At 72.3% G+C, this 17,159-nt stretch carries 16 protein-coding genes; 4 read left to right on the forward strand and 12 right to left on the reverse strand.

Features of this window, described 5'->3' with window-relative positions:
- The gene (gene rimP, locus AB0B01_RS23275; RefSeq protein ID WP_361722258.1) at window positions 1–513 is read right to left on the reverse strand and encodes a ribosome maturation factor RimP; all 513 of its coding nucleotides are present in this window, start codon (window positions 511–513) and stop codon (window positions 1–3) included.
- A 155-nt stretch (window positions 514–668) separates the two neighbouring features.
- On the opposite strand from rimP, the gene AB0B01_RS23280 reads away from it, so the two are divergent.
- From AB0B01_RS23280 to AB0B01_RS23295, 4 genes are read left to right on the forward strand one after another with little or no spacing between them, the layout of a single operon-like run.
- A complete protein-coding gene (locus AB0B01_RS23280; RefSeq protein WP_361722261.1) occupies window positions 669–1,220 on the forward strand; it encodes a hypothetical protein in 552 nt (183 codons plus the stop codon).
- Window positions 1,217–1,675: a ferritin-like domain-containing protein gene (locus AB0B01_RS23285; protein WP_361722264.1), complete on the forward strand. Its 459-nt coding sequence runs from the start codon at window positions 1,217–1,219 to the stop codon at window positions 1,673–1,675. The genes AB0B01_RS23280 and AB0B01_RS23285 overlap by 4 nt, the downstream gene beginning before the upstream one ends.
- A gap of 16 nt (window positions 1,676–1,691) precedes the next feature.
- A complete protein-coding gene (locus AB0B01_RS23290) occupies window positions 1,692–2,594 on the forward strand; it encodes an aminoglycoside phosphotransferase family protein (protein ID WP_361722267.1) in 903 nt (300 codons plus the stop codon).
- A gap of 54 nt (window positions 2,595–2,648) precedes the next feature.
- Window positions 2,649–3,647 carry an SPFH domain-containing protein gene (locus AB0B01_RS23295; protein WP_361722270.1) on the forward strand — a complete coding sequence of 333 codons (999 nt, stop codon included), beginning with the start codon at window positions 2,649–2,651 and terminating at the stop codon, window positions 3,645–3,647.
- A gap of 99 nt (window positions 3,648–3,746) precedes the next feature.
- On the opposite strand, the gene AB0B01_RS23300 is transcribed toward AB0B01_RS23295, so the two are convergent.
- The 11 genes from AB0B01_RS23300 to AB0B01_RS23350 form a co-directional block, all read right to left on the reverse strand.
- Window positions 3,747–5,450, reverse strand: a complete 1,704-nt coding sequence (locus tag AB0B01_RS23300; protein WP_361722273.1) for a proline--tRNA ligase — start codon at window positions 5,448–5,450, stop codon at window positions 3,747–3,749.
- A gap of 65 nt (window positions 5,451–5,515) precedes the next feature.
- Complete coding sequence (locus AB0B01_RS23305; protein ID WP_361722276.1) at window positions 5,516–6,088, reverse strand: GNAT family N-acetyltransferase; 573 nt, start codon at window positions 6,086–6,088, stop codon at window positions 5,516–5,518.
- A gap of 49 nt (window positions 6,089–6,137) precedes the next feature.
- The gene (locus tag AB0B01_RS23310; protein WP_361722279.1) at window positions 6,138–6,980 is read right to left on the reverse strand and encodes a GNAT family N-acetyltransferase; all 843 of its coding nucleotides are present in this window, start codon (window positions 6,978–6,980) and stop codon (window positions 6,138–6,140) included.
- 139 nt (window positions 6,981–7,119) lie between these two features.
- A complete protein-coding gene (gene ispG / locus AB0B01_RS23315) occupies window positions 7,120–8,277 on the reverse strand; it encodes a flavodoxin-dependent (E)-4-hydroxy-3-methylbut-2-enyl-diphosphate synthase (RefSeq protein ID WP_361722282.1) in 1,158 nt (385 codons plus the stop codon).
- Window positions 8,278–8,452: 175 nt separating this feature from the next.
- Window positions 8,453–9,754, reverse strand: a complete 1,302-nt coding sequence (locus AB0B01_RS23320; RefSeq protein WP_361722285.1) for a site-2 protease family protein — start codon at window positions 9,752–9,754, stop codon at window positions 8,453–8,455.
- Window positions 9,751–11,004, reverse strand: coding sequence for a 1-deoxy-D-xylulose-5-phosphate reductoisomerase (gene dxr, locus AB0B01_RS23325; protein ID WP_361722288.1), 1,254 nt, complete (start codon window positions 11,002–11,004; stop codon window positions 9,751–9,753). Before dxr ends, AB0B01_RS23320 begins: the two co-directional genes overlap by 4 nt.
- 21 nt (window positions 11,005–11,025) lie before the next feature.
- Complete coding sequence (locus AB0B01_RS23330) at window positions 11,026–12,360, reverse strand: hypothetical protein (protein ID WP_361722291.1); 1,335 nt, start codon at window positions 12,358–12,360, stop codon at window positions 11,026–11,028.
- A 68-nt stretch (window positions 12,361–12,428) separates the two neighbouring features.
- A complete protein-coding gene (locus AB0B01_RS23335) occupies window positions 12,429–14,372 on the reverse strand; it encodes an acyl-CoA dehydrogenase family protein (protein WP_361722294.1) in 1,944 nt (647 codons plus the stop codon).
- 274 nt (window positions 14,373–14,646) lie between these two features.
- On the reverse strand, window positions 14,647–14,985 hold the full coding sequence (locus AB0B01_RS23340) for a type II toxin-antitoxin system PemK/MazF family toxin (RefSeq protein WP_361722297.1): 339 nt from the start codon (window positions 14,983–14,985) through the stop codon (window positions 14,647–14,649).
- Complete coding sequence (locus AB0B01_RS23345; RefSeq protein ID WP_361722300.1) at window positions 14,979–15,323, reverse strand: hypothetical protein; 345 nt, start codon at window positions 15,321–15,323, stop codon at window positions 14,979–14,981. The genes AB0B01_RS23340 and AB0B01_RS23345 overlap by 7 nt, the downstream gene beginning before the upstream one ends.
- 237 nt (window positions 15,324–15,560) lie before the next feature.
- A complete protein-coding gene (locus AB0B01_RS23350) occupies window positions 15,561–17,006 on the reverse strand; it encodes an aldehyde dehydrogenase family protein (RefSeq protein WP_361722303.1) in 1,446 nt (481 codons plus the stop codon).
- Window positions 17,007–17,159: the final 153 nt, after the last annotated feature.

Genomic DNA, 17,159 nt, shown 5'->3' on the forward strand with positions numbered 1-17,159 from the left:
CTACGCCTCCTCTTCCTTCTTGTCCTTGCGGTTGAACTCGATCTCGACACGCGCCTTGGCGATGTCGGTGAAAGCAATGCGGCGGGCGGTCGCCTTGCGACCCTTCACACCCGGAACTTCGAGGTCCAAACCCTCGTCGTCGACGCCGAGGATGCGGGCGACCAGTTCCCCGGCACCCTTCTCACCTTCGGCGGAGAGCTGGAACTTCACGAGACGGCCCGTCGCCCGGACGTAGTGACGGTGCTCGGTCAGCGGGCGGTCGGCGCCCGGCGAGCTCACTTCGAGGACGTACTCGTCCTCGCCCATCACGTCGGATTCGTCGAGCTTGTCGGAGACCTCGCGGCTCAGCTCGGCACACGCGTCCAGCTCCACGCCCTCGTCGGAGTCCACGATGATGCGAAGCATCCGGCGCTTGCCCGCCTTGGACATCTCGATGTCCTCAAGATCCAGGCCCTTGGCGGCGACGAGCGGCTCCAGCAGTCCGCGCAGCCTGTCGCTCTGGGTGGTGCTCATCCGGGTGACTCCTCGGCCGCGTGTGCTGTTGTGGTTTTCCGTCGCGTGTCAGGTCAAAGGGTATCCGGTCGCGGAGGGTGTTGCCGTCCGCCCTGTGGACGGGGCCCCGGGTACGGTGATCACACCCTGCCGGACCCCACCTCAAGGACGTCGCCGTGCCCTGGACCATGTCTTCGAGGCTCTCGCGAAGGAGCCTGCTCGCCGGCGCCGTCGGCGTCGGCGGCGCCGCGTTGCTCACCGGGTGTTCCGACGGCGCCGGCGCGGCCGGCGCGGACACCGGCGTTCCACTCGAACGGCGGATGCGTGCATCGGCCGTTCGGGACAGTGAACGACTGCTGGAACGCTACGACGCCACCACCGCCGCCCATCCGGCCCTCGCCGGGCGCCTGGCACCGCTGCGCGCCTCGGTGGCGGCGCACGCCACCGCCCTGGCCGCGCCGGAGGCCGCCTCCGCGCAGCCCTCCGGCGCGCCGTCCGCCGCCTCACCCGCACCGGCCGGTGCGGCCGCCCCGAGCGGCGAGCCGGTGCCGGCCGGCCCGGAGGAAGCCCTGACCGCGCTCGCCGACGCCGAGCGCAGCCTGGCCGAGGCCCGCACCATCGCCCTGTCCGGGGCGCCCGGGGAGCTGGCCCGGCTGCTGGCCTCGGTGGCGGCGTGCGGCGCCGTCCACGCGTACCTGCTGACCTCGACCCCCGGAGCCACACCGTGAAGCCCGAACCCTCCCCCGCCAACCGGGCCCTGGAGGCCGCGCAGTCCGCGCTCGCCGCCGAACACGCCGCGGCGTACGGCTACGGCGTGATCGGCGCACGCGCCGGGGCCGCCCGGGCCGCCGAGGCCCGCGAGGCGTACGGCGGCCACCTCGCGCGGCGTGACGCCCTGGCCCGCACGGTGCGCGAGATGGGCGGCTCGCCCCGACCCGCGGAAGCGGCGTACGCCCTGCCCTTCGAGGTGCGCGGCCCGGCCGACGCGGAGCGGCTCGCCGCCGAGATCGAGGACCGGGTGGCGGGCGCGTACTCCGATCTCGTGCGGGCCTCGGACGGCCGGCTGCGCCGGGAGGCGGCCGACGCGCTGAGCGCCGCGGCCGTGCGCGCGGCGCGCTGGCGGGGTGTCGGCGTAGCCTTCCCTGGGCTCACGGAACGCGCCGACCGAGCCCCCACCAGCTGAAAGGGACCACGCACGCATGGCTTTCGAACCGCCGCAGCGGCTTGTACGGGCGCTCGGCGAGACGCCGGAATCGGCGCAGGACGCGGACTGGCTGGAGCAGCTGCCCCGGCTCACCGAGGCGGCGCTGGCCCGCCGTGACGTCCGGGCCCAGCGGGTGCAGGCGCCGGGCGGCCGGAGCAGCCTGGTCGTCCTCGTCCAGTACGCCGACGGCACCCCGGCCGCGCTGAAGCTGGCTCCCCCGCACGCCCGGCCCGACCGGGAGCTGGCCGCCCTGGCGCACTGGGGCGGTTTCGGAGCCGTACGGGTCCTCGACACCCGCCACCACGCGCAGGACGGGGCGCTGCTGCTGGAACGGCTGCACCCCGAAGTGTCGCTGCGGTCGCTGCCGGAAGCGAAGGCCCTGCTGGAGGCGTGCGGGACGCTGCGCCGGCTGTGGGTCGCCCCGCCGCCGGGGCACCCCTTCGAGACGGTGGAGCAGCGCACCGCCCGGCAGGCGGAGGCCCTGCGCAAGGCCCCCGCGGAGGCCGAGGCGCTGGCCTCCACCGCGCTGGCGATCCGCGAGGAGCTGACCGCCCTGCCCCCCGAGGAACTGGTGCTGCACGGGAACTTCCGGCAGGGCAAGGTGCTGGCGGGCGAGCGGGCCCCGTGGCTGGCGGTCGGCCCGGACCCGCTGGTCGGCGAGCGGGCGTACGACCTGGCCCGGCTGGTGCGGGACCGGCTGGAGGACCAGGTGGCGTCCTCGGCCGGGGCCGCGGGCGCCCGGCGCCGGGTGAACCGGCTCGCCGACGCGCTGGAGGTGGACCGGGACCGGCTGCGGGGCTGGACGGTTTTCCGGGCGGTGGAGTCCGGGAACCGGGCCCTGGCCGCCGGGCGGCGCCAGGAGGCGGAGCTTCTGTTGGAGTTCGCCGCCTGGTTGTAGGGCATACCGTGGATAGGGGTACAGGCCCGGCAGGAGGCCGTCCGGGAGGCCGTCATGGTCCAGGAACTGCTGACAGCGGCAATCGCGGCGGGCGTGGGAGTCGCGGCGCTCGCCGGCGCTGCCGCACGAGTGGTGAGGCAGTACGAGCGGGGCGTTGTCTTCCGCTTCGGCCGGCTGCGGGAGGGCGTCCGCGGGCCGGGCTTCACCATGATCGTCCCGGGGGTCGACCGGCTCCGCAAGGTGAACATGCAGATCGTCACGATGCCGGTGCCCGCGCAGGAGGGCATCACCCGGGACAACGTCACCGTGCGGGTCGACGCCGTGGTGTATTTCAAGGTCGTGGACGCGGCGAACGCGATCATCGAGGTGGAGGACTACCGCTTCGCGGTCTCGCAGATGGCGCAGACCTCGCTGCGCTCGATCATCGGCAAGTCGGACCTCGACGACCTGCTGTCCAACCGGGAGAAGCTGAACCAGGGTCTTGAGCTGATGATCGACAGCCCGGCGGTGGGGTGGGGCGTCCAGATCGACCGCGTCGAGATAAAGGACGTCTCCCTGCCGGAGACGATGAAGCGCTCGATGGCGCGGCAGGCGGAGGCGGACCGCGAGCGCCGGGCTCGGGTGATCAACGCGGATGCGGAGCTCCAGGCTTCGAAGAAGCTGGCGGAGGCGGCGGCGGTGATGTCGGAGCAGCCGGCGGCGCTGCAGTTGCGGTTGCTGCAGACGGTGGTGGCGGTGGCTGCGGAGAAGAACTCCACGCTGGTCCTGCCGTTCCCCGTGGAGCTGCTCCGCTTCCTGGAGCGCGCGGCGCCCGCGCCGGGCGCCGCACCCGGCGCCGCGTCGGGCGAAGCGCCGGGCGAAGCTCTGGCCGAGGCGCCGGGCGCCGTGCCCGGCAAAGCCCCGGAGCCGGACCGCGAGACGGTCACCGGCCCGGCCCCGCCGGGGGTTTCCGCGGCGGCCGGCGCTCCCGGCGAGGCCCTGGATCCGCCGGCCGTCGGCCGGTCCGTGGACGGCTCGCCGCCGCCCGCGGAGGCCGACGAGCCCTGCGGTTAGCCGCTGCGCGGGACGGGCTTCTTCCCCATCCCGCCCCTCTCCGGAACCGGGCTCCGCCCGGACCCGTGAGGCGCGAGGGTCCGGGGGCGGAGCCCAGGGCTATCCGGCAGCCGTCAGCCGGGCGAGGGCGTCGGCCAAGGGGAGTTCCTCGCGGGTGCCCGTGGCGCGGTGCTGGAGTTCGACCACGCCGTCCGCGGACCGGCGCCCCGCCACCAGGATCCACGGGACGCCGATCAGCTCCGCGTCCGTGAGCTTCACGCCCGGCGAGAGCCCCGCCCGGTCGTCCAGGAGGACCCGCAGGCCGGCCTCCGCCAGAGCCGTGGCCGCCGATTCCGCGAGCGCCAGCTGCACGGCCTTGCCCGCCGCCACCACGTGCACGTCCGCCGGAGCCACCTCGGCCGGCCACGCAAGTCCCCGTTCGTCCGCGGTCTGTTCGGCCAGCGCAGCCACCGCCCGCGAGACGCCGATCCCGTACGAGCCCATCGTGACCCGCACCGGCTTGCCCTCCTTGCCGAGCACGTCCAGGCCGAAGGCGTCCGCGTACTTGCGGCCGAGCTGGAAGATGTGCCCGATCTCGATGGCGCGGTCCAGCCGGAGTCCGGCGCCGCAGCGCGGGCAGGGGTCGCCCGGCTCCACGACCACCACGTCCAGGTACCGGTCGACCTCGAAGTCCCGCCCGCACACCACGTTCCGCGCGTGCGTGTCGGCCCGGTTGGCTCCCGTCACCCACGAAGTGCCGGGCGCCACACGGGGGTCGGCGAGGTAGCGGACCTTGCCGAGGCCCTGTGGGCCGACGTAGCCGCGGACCAGGTCGGGACGGTCGGTGAAGTCCTCCGCGGTCACCAACTCCACGACCGCCGGGGCGAGATGCTCGGCGAGCTTGCCGAGGTCCACCTCCCGGTCCCCCGGCACGCCCACGGCCGTGATCTCGCCGTCGACCTTCACCAGCAGGTTCTTCAGCGTCGCCGACGCGGGGACGCCCAGGTGGGCCGCCAGCGTCTCGATCGTCGGGGTGTCGGGGGTGTCCACCTCCTCCAGGGCGGGGTGTTCGGCGTCCACGGGGGTCAGGGCGAAGGTCACCGCCTCCGTGTTCGCCGCGTAGTCGCACGACGGGCAGTCCACGAAGGTGTCCTCCCCGGCCGCCGCCGGCGCCAGGAACTCCTCCGACGCCGAACCGCCCATCGCCCCGGACACCGCCGAGACGATCCGGTGGTCCAGCCCCAGGCGCGTGAAGATCCGCTGGTACGCGGCGCGGTGCAGGGCGTAGGACTGCTCCAAGCCCTCCTCGCTCACGTCGAAGGAGTAGGAGTCCTTCATCTGGAACTCGCGTCCGCGCAGCACTCCCGACCGCGGCCGGGCCTCGTCCCGGTACTTGGTCTGGATCTGGTAGAGCATGACCGGCAGGTCCTTGTAGGAGGTGCACTGGTCCTTCACCACCAGGGTGAAGATCTCCTCGTGCGTGGGCCCGAGCAGGTAGTCGGCTCCCTTGCGGTCCTTGAGCCGGAACAGCAGGTCCCCGTACTCCGACCAGCGTCCGCTGACCTCGTACGGCTCCTTGGGCAGCAGCGCCGGGAGCAGCACCTCCTGGGCGCCGATGGCGTCCATCTCCTCGCGGACGATGCGCGAGACGTTGTCCAGGACCTTCTTGCCGAGCGGCAGCCAGGTCCACACACCCGCGGAGCTGCGCCGGACGTATCCGGCGCGGACGAGGAGCCGGTGGCTGAGCGTTTCGGCGTCGGCCGGGTCCTCGCGGAGGGTCTTGGCCATGAGGCGGGACATGCGCTGCACGTGTTGCGTAGACATGCCGCGAGGCTATCGGGGGCCGCCGGGGCGCCGGAAACGAATTCGCCGCCTCCGGTGACCGGCGGTCAGGGGCGGCGCAGCGGCAGCGGGGCCCCCATGACCGCGTACGGAAGGCCGGCGCTCGGGAAGTGCACCTGGCGGGCGAGGTCCCGGTAGCCGAGGGCCCGGTAGAGGCTGCGGGCCGGGCTCTCGGTGTCGATGGCGGACAGGATCGAGCGGGGCTCCTCGGCGGTGTCGGTGATCCGGGTGATCAGGGTGCGGCCTACGCCGTGCCCCTGGAATCCGGGGTGGACGTGCAGCTCGGTGATGACGAAGGAGTCGTCGAGCCAGCCGTCGTGACCCTCGGCCCGCAGGTACGGCTCGACGACCGAGGACCACCAGTACGCCCGGTCGTTCGGCATTCCGTACACGAACCCGGCGAGCGCCCCGTCCTGCGTGAACGCCCCGAGGGCGCGGGCTCCGCGGCAGCCCATGTGCCGCTGGACGATGTAGCGGCGGATGCCGATCTCCTCCTCGCTGAGCCCGAAGGCGACGGCCTGCACGCGCAGGGCCTCGTCCACGCGGGCGGCGAGGTCGAGGGGACCGATGCGGAGTCCGGCCGGGCGGGCGGGGTCATGGCCCTCGGAGGTAGGCAGCATGCGGGTGACCTTACTGGGCGGTCCGGGCCTGCCGGTATGCCCCCGGCGGTCAGAAGAGGACGCTCATGAAGGCGCCGACCTCGCGGAAGCCGACCCTCCGGTACGCCGCCCGCGCAGCGGTGTTGAAGTCGTTCACGTACAGGCTGACCACGGGCGCGACATCGCGGAGCGCGAACTCGACGACGGCCGCCATCCCGGTCTCGGAGTGGCCCCGCCCGCGGAACTCGGGGTCCACCCAGACGCCCTGGATCTGGCACGCGTGCGCGGTCGCGGCGCCGATCTCCGCCTTGAAGACGACCTTGCCGTCCTCGACGCGGGCGAAGGAGCGGCCGGTGCCGACGAGCTCGGCGACCCGGGCCTGGTAGAGCAGGCCGCCGTCGCCCGCGAGCGGGGAGACACCGACCTCCTCGGTGAACATGGCCACGCACGCGGGCATGATCAGGTCCATCTCGTCCTTGCGGATGCGGCGGACCAGCGGGTCGGGCCGCACCTCGGCGGACCGCCGGTCGGTCACCATGAGCGGCTGGTGGGAGCGGACGTCCCGGGCCGGCCCCCAGCTGGGTTCCAGGAGCTGCCACAGCAGCCGGGTCGCCTCGGCGGGGCCCACGATGGAGGAGCAGCGGCGGCCCGTGCGCCGCGCCCGGTCGGCGAAGGCGCGGACGGCGTCGGGGCCGGCACAGACGGGGACCAGGTTGGCGCCCGCGTAGCACAGGGAGCGCAGCTCTCCGTCGGCGTACCAGCCCCACATCTCGCCGCCCAGGCGCCAGGGGTCGAGTCCGGCGACCTGGACCCGGGAGGTGACGAAGGCGTTCTCGACCGGCTGGCGCCCGAGGATGCCGAGCGCGGCGTTCAGATCGCTGGGCTCAAGGACCCGGGTGGTGGTCTGCGTCAACACTGGGGCCTCACCATAAAGTCTGCTGATCTCCGAACTGTACCCGCCGCCACCTGAGGATGCCTGGTCCCGCAGGTCACGAAAAAGCCCCGGCCCCGCCCGCGAGCTGCGGGAACGGGCCGGGGCTCGGGGCCTGGGCTCAGACGCCGATCGCGACGGTCGGCTCGCCCGAGGGGATGCCGTCCTTCTCCATCTGCTCGGCGATCTTCATGGCCTCTTCGATGAGGGTCTCCACGATCTTCGACTCGGGGACGGTCTTGATGACCTCGCCCTTGACGAAGATCTGGCCCTTGCCGTTGCCGGAGGCGACGCCGAGGTCGGCCTCGCGGGCCTCGCCGGGGCCGTTGACGACGCAGCCCATGACCGCGACGCGCAGCGGGACCTCCATGCCGGTGAGGCCCGCCGTGACCTCCTCGGCCAGCTTGTAGACGTCCACCTGGGCGCGGCCGCAGGAGGGGCAGGAGACGATCTCCAGGCGGCGCGGCTTGAGGTTCAGCGACTCCAGGATCTGGATGCCGACCTTGACCTCCTCGACCGGCGGCGCGGACAGCGAGACGCGGATGGTGTCGCCGATGCCCTCGGAGAGCAGCGCGCCGAAGGCGACGGCGGACTTGATGGTGCCCTGGAAGGCGGGGCCGGCCTCGGTGACGCCGAGGTGCAGGGGGTAGGTGCACTGCGCGGCGAGCTGGCGGTAGGCGTTGACCATGACGACCGGGTCGTTGTGCTTGACCGAGATCTTGATGTCGCTGAAGCCGTGCTCCTCGAAGAGGGAGGCCTCCCACAGCGCCGACTCGACCAGCGCCTCGGGGGTGGCCTTGCCGTACTTCTTCAGCAGCCGGGCGTCGAGCGAGCCCGCGTTGACGCCGATCCGGATCGGCGTACCCGCGTCGGCGGCGGCCTTCGCGATCTCCTTGACCTTGTCGTCGAACTGCTTGATGTTGCCCGGGTTGACGCGGACGGCGGCGCAGCCCGCGTCGATCGCGGCGAAGACGTACTTCGGCTGGAAGTGGATGTCGGCGATGACCGGGATCTGCGACTTCTTCGCGATGACGGCGAGGGCGTCGGCGTCGTCCTGGGTCGGGCAGGCCACGCGGACGATCTCGCAGCCGGAGGCGGTCAGCTCGGCGATCTGCTGCAGCGTGGCGCCGATGTCGGAGGTACGGGTGGTGGTCATGGACTGCACCGACACGGGTGCGTCGCCACCGACGGCCACCGAACCGACCTGGATCTTGCGGCTGACCCTGCGGTCGGCAAGCTTCGTCGGCACGGCCGGCATTCCGAGAGAGATGGCAGTCATCTGCTGTGCAACCCCAAGGTGTGGATCAAGGTCCCGAGATCGGCGGGCTCCAGCCTTCGAGGTTACGCCAACCACGCGGCGGGCCGTGCACCCGAGGGGGCCCCACCACCCGAACGTAGGGAGCCGGGCACGCTTCGTGCCCGGCTCCCCGCGTCGTGGCGCACATGCGGTCGAACTAGGTGATCTTGATCGGGTTCACCACGTCGGCCACGAGGACGAGCAGGGTGAAGCAGACGAAGACGCCGGCCACCACGTACGCCGCGGGCATCAGCTTCGCGACGTCGAACGGGCCGGGGTCGGGGCGCCGGAAGACCCGGGCCACCGTGCGCCGGACCGACTCCCACAGGGCGCCCGCGATGTGCCCGCCGTCCAGCGGCAGCAGCGGCAGCATGTTGAACAGGAACAGGGACAGGTTGAAGAAGCCGACGAGCTGGAGGAAGAACACCAGCCGCTGTTCGGCCGGGATGTCCAGCGTGGCGATCTCACCGCTGATCCGGGCCGCGCCGACGATGCCGGTCGGGGAGTCGGGCTCCCGCTCGCCGCCGGCGAAGGCGGCGTTCCACAGAGCCGGGATCTTGGACGGGAGCTTGACGAGCCCCTGCACGCTGTTGTCGACGACGTCGCCCATCCGGTCCACGGACTGGCCGAAGGTGAGCGGGGCGATCTCGCTCCTGGGGCTGAAGCCGAGCCAGCCCGCCGTCACGTACTGCCCCTTGACGTACCCGCCGTGGCCGTCGGTCTTGGCGACCTTGTTCTCGATCAGGTTGACCGGGAGGGTCAGGCTCTGCCCGTCGCGGACGACGGTGACGGTGGCGGGGCCGACGGTGTCGCGGATCCGCTTCTGGAGGGCGGCCCAGTCGGTCACCCGGTGTCCGTCGAAGGCCACGATCCGGTCGCCCGCCCGCAGGCCGGCGGCCTTGGCCGGGGCCACCGGGTCGCCGTCCCGGCAGACCTCCCGCTTCTCGCTCTGCTGGATGACGCACGGCGAGACCGTGCCGACCTGGGTGGTCGTCCGGTCGACGCCGAAGGTCATCCAGACGCCGAAGAAGACCGCCAGCGCCAGCACCAGGTTCATGAAGGGGCCCGCGAACATCACGATCACGCGCTTCCAGGGCTTGCGCGTGTAGAAGAGCCGCGTCTCGTCGCCGGGCTTCAGCTCCTCGTACGCCGCCGACCGCGCGTCCTCGATCATCGAGCGGAACGGGGAGGTCGAGCGGGCGGTGACCTTGCCGTCCTCGCCGGGCGGGAACATCCCGATCATGCGGATGTAGCCGCCCATCGGGATGGCCTTGATGCCGTACTCGGTCTCACCCTTGTGCCGCGACCAGATGGTCGGGCCGAAGCCGACCATGTACTGGGGCACGCGGATGCCGAAGATCTTGGCCGTGGAGAGGTGGCCGAGCTCGTGCCAGGCGATGGAGACGAGCAGCCCGAATACGAAGATGAGTATTCCGAGCACCGTCATGAGTGCTGTCATGCGCGCGCCTCCACGGCGGCCCGTGCCGCCATCTCCTGGGCCCGGGCCCGGGCCCAGGCCTCTGCTTCAAGGACGTCCTGGACGGTGAGGGAGGTTCCCGCGTCCGGCGTCCCGTGCTCGTCGACCACGGCAGAGACCGTATCCATGATTGCCGTGAACGGCAGCCGACCGGCCAGGAACGCCTCCACGCACTCCTCGTTCGCCGCATTGAAGACGGCGGGGGCCGTGGAGCCGAGGGTGCCCACGTGCCGGGCCAGGGCCACCGAGGGGAAGGCCTCGGTGTCCAGCGGGAAGAACTCCCAGGTCGAGGCCTTGGTCCAGTCGAAGGCGGGGGCCGCGTCCGGGATCCGCTCGGGCCAGCCGAGGCCGATCGCGATCGGTCCGCGCATGTCCGGCGGGGTGGCCTGGGCGAGCGTGGAACCGTCCGAGAACTCCACCATCGAGTGGACGTACGACTGCGGATGGACCACGACCTCGATGCGGTCGAAGGGAATGTCGTAGAGCAGGTGCGCCTCGATCACCTCCAACCCCTTGTTGACCAGGGTCGCCGAGTTGACGGTGATCACCGGGCCCATGGCCCACGTGGGGTGGGCGAGGGCGTCCTGCACGGTCACGTGGGCCAGTTCGGCGCGGGTGCGGCCGCGGAAGGGGCCGCCGGAGGCGGTGACCACGAGCTTGCGCACGTCGGCGCGGGTACCGGCGGCCAGGGCCTGGAAGAGGGCCGCGTGCTCGGAGTCGACCGGGATGATCTGGCCGGGCCGGGCGAGGGCCTTGACCAGCGGCCCGCCCACGATCAGCGATTCCTTGTTGGCCAGGGCCAGCGTCCGGCCCGCCCGCAGCGCGGCGAGGGTCGGCGCGAGGCCGATGGAGCCGGTGATCCCGTTGAGGACCGTGTGGCACTCGGAGGCGGCCAGCTCGGCTGCCGCGTCGGGCCCGGCCAGGATCTGCGGCAGCGGCTCGGAGGCACCGTACTGGGCGCTCAGCGCTTCTTTCAGGGCCGGTACGACGTCCTCGCGGGCGACGGCCACGGTGTTCACCCGCAGCAGCCGCGCCTGCTCGGCCAGCAGCCCGACCCGGCCGCCGGCGGCGGACAGCGCGGTCACCCGGAAGCGGTCCGGGTGGCGCAGGGCGAGGTCGATGGCCTGGGTCCCGATGGACCCGGTGCATCCGAGGATGACGATGTCCCGTCGGCCTTCCGCGGGGTCGAAGAGGACGTGCGGATCGGCGAGGGGGGCTGGGCGGTCGCTCATGCCCCCCATTGTCGCGGCAACTCAGAAGCGGTTGGACACGGAGTCCCCGTGAACGACACCGGCGAGTAGTTCGGGGAGCGTCCCGGCGAAGTCGGGCAGCGCGCGGGCGGCCCGCCACCAGGCGTCGGTGTCCGCGGCCAGGGCCGCGCCCAGGAGCCGGTCGGCTTCGGCGCGGGCCGCGAGGACCGCCTGGTGCCGGTCGTGGCGGTCGGGGTAGTCGGTGTCCCCCAGCCAGTGGTCCTCGTCCAGGGCCCAGGCGGCGGGGGCCTTGTGCCGGATCACGTCCTCGCCGGTGAGCAGGCCGCGGTCGAGGCAGGCGCGGACCCACCGGATGTCCTCGTGGAGGTCGCCCATGGCGTTGGGCACTCCGAGGCTGGCCAGGGCGAGTTCCCTGCTCAGCGGGTCGCTCGGCCACCACGGGGAGCCGGGCGCCAACGCGTCCACGGCCTCGTCGAGGCCCGGGACGGCGGCTGCCGCGGAGCCCGTCGCGGAGACCGCCGCGGCGGTTCCGTCGGCCACCGCGGACGCCAGTTCCGGCAGGGTGCCGGGGAAGCCGGGGGCGTGCCGCCGCAGCTCCGCCCACAGGCGCGGGTCGTCGCCGAGGGCCGGGCGCAGCACCCGCATCAGGGCGGAGCGCATGCCGGCCCACTCGGCCAGGTTCCAGGCGAAGCGGCCGATGGCGTGGGCCTGTCCCAGCAGCAGGGTCCGGTGGGCCGGTGCCACGGCGGCGGCGAGCTCGTCGAAGGTGAGGGTCCCGGTGCGGACGGACCGCACGGCGGGGCGGATCCAGGCGGGCCCGTACCTCTCCTGGCCGCGGGTGTCGAGCAGGGCGAGGCAGACGCTCCGCTCCAGCCCGGCCACCAGCAGCAGGGCCTCCACCGAGCCGGGCGGCAGCGGGGCGCGGGCATGCTCGCGCAGCAGGACTTCGGGGTCGAGCTCGTGCGGGAGGGACAGCACGTCGAGCGGGATCCGCGGTCGGCGGCTGCCGTGCCGGCGCAGCAGCGCTACGAGCTCCTCGGAGGTCAGCGGGGGCCCGGGCTCCCGGCCCAGTTCGGCGTGGAGGGTGGCGAGCAGCCCGGGCGAGGGGGCGGGGCGGGCCGCGTACCGGGCGGGCCCGGGCAGGCCGGGGAGCGGGCGGCCGAGCACGTGCGGGTTGCGGGCGATGGTGCGGCGGTCCTCGTCCGTGCCGTCGCGCAGGAGCAGCGTCACGACGGGGGCCGGCAGGTACTCGTCGCGGCACAGGAACCGGCGGGTGGGCGGATCGAGCCGCCCGAGGAGGTCGGAGGTGACGGCGTCGGGTGCGTGGCGCAGCAGGAGCGCCACGCACCAGGCGAGCCTCCGACTCTCCCTGTCCACGTTCACATGCATCCGATTCCCCGTCGCCGCTCGCGTACGCCTGTTCGGCGTGCGGCGATGATCGCAGGTCAGCGAATGGGGCGGTGCACGTTTTTCTGTGTGGAGGGGCCGGGGGCGGCGTCCGCGATCCAGGGGCCGTCGCCGGACGGGTCGAGCACGCCCTCCTCCAGCCAGGCGTAGGTGCCGGACAGCACCCCGGCGACGACCTTGCGGTCGAGGTCGTCGGTGTTGGACCAGAGCCGGCCGAAGAGTTCCTCGACCCGGACCCGCGACTGCCGGCAGAAGGCGTCCGCGAGCTGGTAGGCCTCGCGGCCGTGCTCTCCCGCGCCGCGCAGGTGTTCGGCGCGTACGCAGGCCGCGCTCATCGCGAAGAGTTCGGCGCCGATGTCGACGATCCGGCCGAGGAAGCCCTGTTTGGTCTCCATGCGGCCCTGCCAGCGCGCCATGGCCAGGAACATCGTGCGGGCGAGTTTCCGGGCGCTGCGCTCGACATAACGCAGGTGGCCGGAGAGGTCGGTGTGCCCGGCGGGGTGGAAGGCGCGGTAGCTGGCGGGGAGCTGGCCGGGCCCGGTGGCCAGTTTGGGCAGCCAGCGGGCGTAGAACCCGGCGGCGCGGGCGCCGGCCCTGGCCTTGTCGCCGAGTTCCTTGTCGGGGTCGATGAGGTCGCCGGCGACCGAGAGGTGGGCGTCGACGGCCTCGCGGGCGATCAGCAGGTGCATGATCTCGGTGGAGCCCTCGAAGATCCGGTTGATGCGCAGGTCGCGCAGCATCTGCTCGGCGGGGACGGCGCGCTCGCCGCGGGCGGCCAGTGACTCGGCGGTCTCGAAGCCGCGTCCGCCGCGGATCTGGACCAGTTCGTCGGCCATCCGGCAGGCCATCTCGGAGCCGTAGAGCTTGGCGAGGGCGGCCTCGATGCGGATGTCGTTGCGGTCCTCGTCGGCCATCTGGGAGGCGAGGTCCACGACCGCTTCGAGGGCGAAGGTGGTGGCGGCGATGAAGGAGATCTTGGAGCCGACCGCCTCGTGCCGGGCGACGGGCCGGCCCCACTGCTCGCGTACGGCGGACCACTCGCGGGCAATCCTCAGGCACCATTTGCCCGCCCCGACGCACATGGCGGGCAGGGACAGCCGGCCGGTGTTGAGGGTGGTCAGGGCGATCTTGAGCCCGGCGCCCTCGGCGCCGATCCGCTGGGCGGCCGGCACGCGGACCCGGTGGAAGCGCGTGACGCCGTTCTCCAGGCCGCGCAGGCCCATGAAGGCGTTGCGGTGCTCGACGGTGATCCCGGGTGAGTCGGCCTCGACGACGAAGGCGGTGATCCCGCCGCGGTGGTTCTCCGTCTTGGGGACCCGCGCCATCACCACCAGCAGGTCCGCCACGACGCCGTTGGTGGTCCACAGCTTCACGCCGTCGAGGATGTACGCGTCCTCGCCGTCCGGTACGGCGGTGGTCGCCAGCCGGGCCGGGTCGGAGCCCACGTCCGGCTCGGTCAGCAGGAAGGCGCTGATGGCCGTGGTGGCGCAGCGCGGCAGGTAGGTGTCCTTCTGCTCCTGCGTGCCGAACATCTTCAGCGGCTGGGGGACCCCGATCGACTGGTGTGCCGAGAGCAGGGCGCCGATGGCCGGGCTGACGGAGCCGACGAGGGCCAGCGCCTTGTTGTAGTACACCTGGGTCAGGCCGAGACCGCCGTACTTGGGGTCGATCTTCATGCCGAGGGCGCCGAGCTCCTTGAGCGCGCGCACGGTCTCGTCGGGGATCCGCGCCTCGCGTTCGATCCGCGCGGGCAGGCCTGCGGCGAGCTCGCGCTCGCAGAAGTCCCGCAGCCGGGCCAGGAAGGCCTCGCCGCGCCGGACGTCCTCGTCGGCGGGCATCGGGTGCGGGTGGATCAGGTCGAGCCGGAAGTGCCCGAGGAACAGTTCCTTGGCGAAGCTGGGCTTGCGCCAGTCCTGTTCCCGGGCCGCTTCCGCGACCTGCCGTGCCTCGCGCTCGGTCACCTTGGGCTGTGTTGCGGACATGAGGGGACTCACCTCGCCAGCCGGAGTCGTCGGACCGGCCCTACCGGCCGGTGCTACCTGTGAGTCGTACCCTGCTGGGCCCTCCGGGAAAAGCCGGGGCGGTCCGAGTGAGGGAAAACGGCCCCGACTGGACACCTACCTCCGGGCGAGTGAGCCGAAGGGGGCGCGTCGGCGAAGAAGGCCGAGCGCCCGGGGAAATCGCGAGGAACGAGCGATTTTGATGGCGGCGCAGGCCGCGCACGGAGCACGACGCCTGGGCTTCCGCCCTCCGACGTCAGTGCTGTAGACCGAGGATCAAGCGGACGGAATCTTCCACGCGACGCAGCTCACCCGGGGCAAGCAGCCCGAGCTTCCTCCGCAAGCGCGATTTCGCCACTGTGTGAAGGTCCGCGCAGTTCACGTACGACTCGTCGTACACCAGGCCCGCGTCAGGCCCGATGGGAGCATGGGTGGTCTGCGGACCGGAAGTGCCGGTGATCAGCGCGACCGTAACGGAGGTGAGCGGTTCCGCGATCCGGTTGACCGCAAGGACAACAACGGGATGCGGTCCCACCGGCTGGGGCAATGCGCAGACCCACACTTCGCCACGCAGAGCCGTACCGGGGCTCACCACTGCATATCGTCCGCTGCCGCAAGCTCGGCGTCGCTCGGCTCGACCACACCCTCAGGCAGAGGCGCGGATTGCTCCCGGTAGAAGGCACGGATCTCCTCGGCCGCCCCCACCTCAGCCGCTTCCCGCGCAAGGAGCCTCAGGCCTTCGCGAAGGGCATCGGAGGTCGAGCCGAGATGCAGCGTCCGCATGACATCCTGAAGGGCCTGCATCTCATCGCTGCGGAGCCGGACCTGTGCCAACCTGCTGGGCCCGAGCACGGCCGTGGCCGCGTTCCGCTTCGCTGTCTTCGCGGCGGCCTTCTTGGCTTGCCGCTTTTCGGGAACGGGTGCGGCGTCCACGCCTCCTCCACTCTGTCGTACAAATGTCATACAGCCAGTGGGGGCCCGCTGGTCGACGCCCGTCAAGCAACTCAACCAGGTCGCGCGCTCTGCCGTTTGGCGACTCGGGCATGTTCCCACCAGCTCACGAAGAGTCAGCCAGGATTCGACGTTTCCGCAGGTCAGAGCGGGTAAAAAGGGGGACGGCCGGAGCCCCCGCACAGTAGGCTCCGGCCGTCGGCTTGTGGGTCGTACGAATCAGATGTCGAGGCCGGTCAGGACCAGGACCCGCTCGTACGTGTAGTCGTCCATCGCGTAGCGGACGCCTTCGCGGCCCACGCCGGACTGCTTGACGCCGCCGTACGGCATCTGGTCGGCGCGGTAGGACGGCGCGTCGCCGACGATGACACCGCCGACCTCAAGCTCGCGGTGCGCGCGGAACGCGGTCTGGATATTGCGGGTGAAGACGCCGGTCTGCAGGCCGAACTTCGAGTCGTTGACGGCGGCGAAGGCCTCGTCGGTGTTCTCGACCTTCTGCAGCGTCAGGACCGGCCCGAAGACCTCCTCGCGGGCGAGGGTGGTGTCGGCGGGCAGTTCGGCGATGACGGTGGGCTCGTAGGAGGCACCGTCGCGCTTGCCGCCGGTGAGCAGCTTGGCGCCGGCGGAGACGGCTTCGTCGACCCAGGACTCGACGCGCTTGGCGGCGTCCTCGGAGACGAGGGGGCCGACGTCGGTGGCGTCGTCGCCCGGGTCGCCGGTGACCTGGGCCTGGACCTTCGCGACGACCTTTTCGACGAGGCGGTCGTAGACGGAGGCGTCGGCGATGACGCGCTGCACGGAGATGCAGGACTGGCCGGCCTGGTAGTTCGAGAAGGTCGCGATACGGGTCGCGGCCCAGTCGAGGTCGGCCTCGGAGGACCAGTCGTCGAGGACGACGGCGGCGGCGTTGCCGCCGAGTTCCAGGGTGCAGTGCTTGTGGGGCACGGACTGCTGGATGGCGTAGCCGACCTTGTCGGAGCCGGTGAAGGAGATGACGGGCAGGCGCTCGTCCTTGACCAGGGCCGGCATCTTGTCGTTGGCGACGGGCAGGACCGACCAGGAGCCGGCCGGGAGGTCGGTCTCGGCGAGCAGCTCGCCGAGGATGAGCCCGGAGAGCGGGGTGGCCGGGGCCGGCTTGAGGATGATCGGCGCGCCGACGGCGATGGCGGGGGCCACCTTGTGGGCGCACAGGTTCAGCGGGAAGTTGAACGGCGCGATGCCGAGGACCGGGCCCTTGACGAAGCGGCGGGTCAGGGCGAGACGGCCGACGCCGCCGGCGTCGGTGTCGAGGCGCTGGGCCTCTCCGCCGTTGAAGCGGCGGGCTTCTTCGGCGGCGAAGCGGAACACGGACACGGCACGGCCGACCTCGCCGCGGGCCCACTTGATGGGCTTGCCGTTCTCGGCGGAGATCAGCTGGGCGATCTCCTCCGTGCGCTCGACGAGCCGCTTGGACACGTGGTCCAGGGCGGCGGCGCGCACGTGGGCGGGGGTCGCGGAGAATTCCGCCGTCACGGCGTGCGCCGCGGCCACGGCCTCTTCGACCTGGGCGTCGGTGGGCACGCTGACGGTGCCGACGAGCCGGTTGTCCCACGGGGAGTGGACGTCGAAGGCGGCATCGCCGGTGGCCTGGCGGCCGGCGAGCCAGAAGGCGTGGGTGGAAGTCATGCGAATCCCGGCCCTTCGGATGTGTGCGGGTCCTTGTCTCCTCCACCGTAGGACTCCGGCGGGGTTTCGTTGTTTGTCCGGGGTGGAGTACCCGAGGTTCCGGCCGCGCCGCTTTGTCACTGTCGTGGGCGCGTACCCGTTGTGGCGTCCGGG

This window comes from Streptomyces sp. NPDC044571 (genome assembly GCF_040647115.1).
GTDB lineage: Bacteria > Actinomycetota > Actinomycetes > Streptomycetales > Streptomycetaceae > Streptomyces.

Coding starts and splice junctions, on each gene's coding strand:
- rimP (WP_361722258.1), bottom strand. CDS start 513: ATGAGCACCACCCAGAGCGACAGGCTGCGCGGACTGCTGGAGCCGCTC.
- AB0B01_RS23290 (WP_361722267.1), top strand. CDS start 1,692: ATGGCTTTCGAACCGCCGCAGCGGCTTGTACGGGCGCTCGGCGAGACG.
- AB0B01_RS23295 (WP_361722270.1), top strand. CDS start 2,649: ATGGTCCAGGAACTGCTGACAGCGGCAATCGCGGCGGGCGTGGGAGTC.
- AB0B01_RS23300 (WP_361722273.1), bottom strand. CDS start 5,450: ATGTCTACGCAACACGTGCAGCGCATGTCCCGCCTCATGGCCAAGACC.
- AB0B01_RS23305 (WP_361722276.1), bottom strand. CDS start 6,088: ATGCTGCCTACCTCCGAGGGCCATGACCCCGCCCGCCCGGCCGGACTC.
- ispG (WP_361722282.1), bottom strand. CDS start 8,277: ATGACTGCCATCTCTCTCGGAATGCCGGCCGTGCCGACGAAGCTTGCC.
- AB0B01_RS23320 (WP_361722285.1), bottom strand. CDS start 9,754: ATGACAGCACTCATGACGGTGCTCGGAATACTCATCTTCGTATTCGGG.
- dxr (WP_361722288.1), bottom strand. CDS start 11,004: ATGAGCGACCGCCCAGCCCCCCTCGCCGATCCGCACGTCCTCTTCGAC.
- AB0B01_RS23335 (WP_361722294.1), bottom strand. CDS start 14,372: ATGTCCGCAACACAGCCCAAGGTGACCGAGCGCGAGGCACGGCAGGTC.
- AB0B01_RS23350 (WP_361722303.1), bottom strand. CDS start 17,006: ATGACTTCCACCCACGCCTTCTGGCTCGCCGGCCGCCAGGCCACCGGC.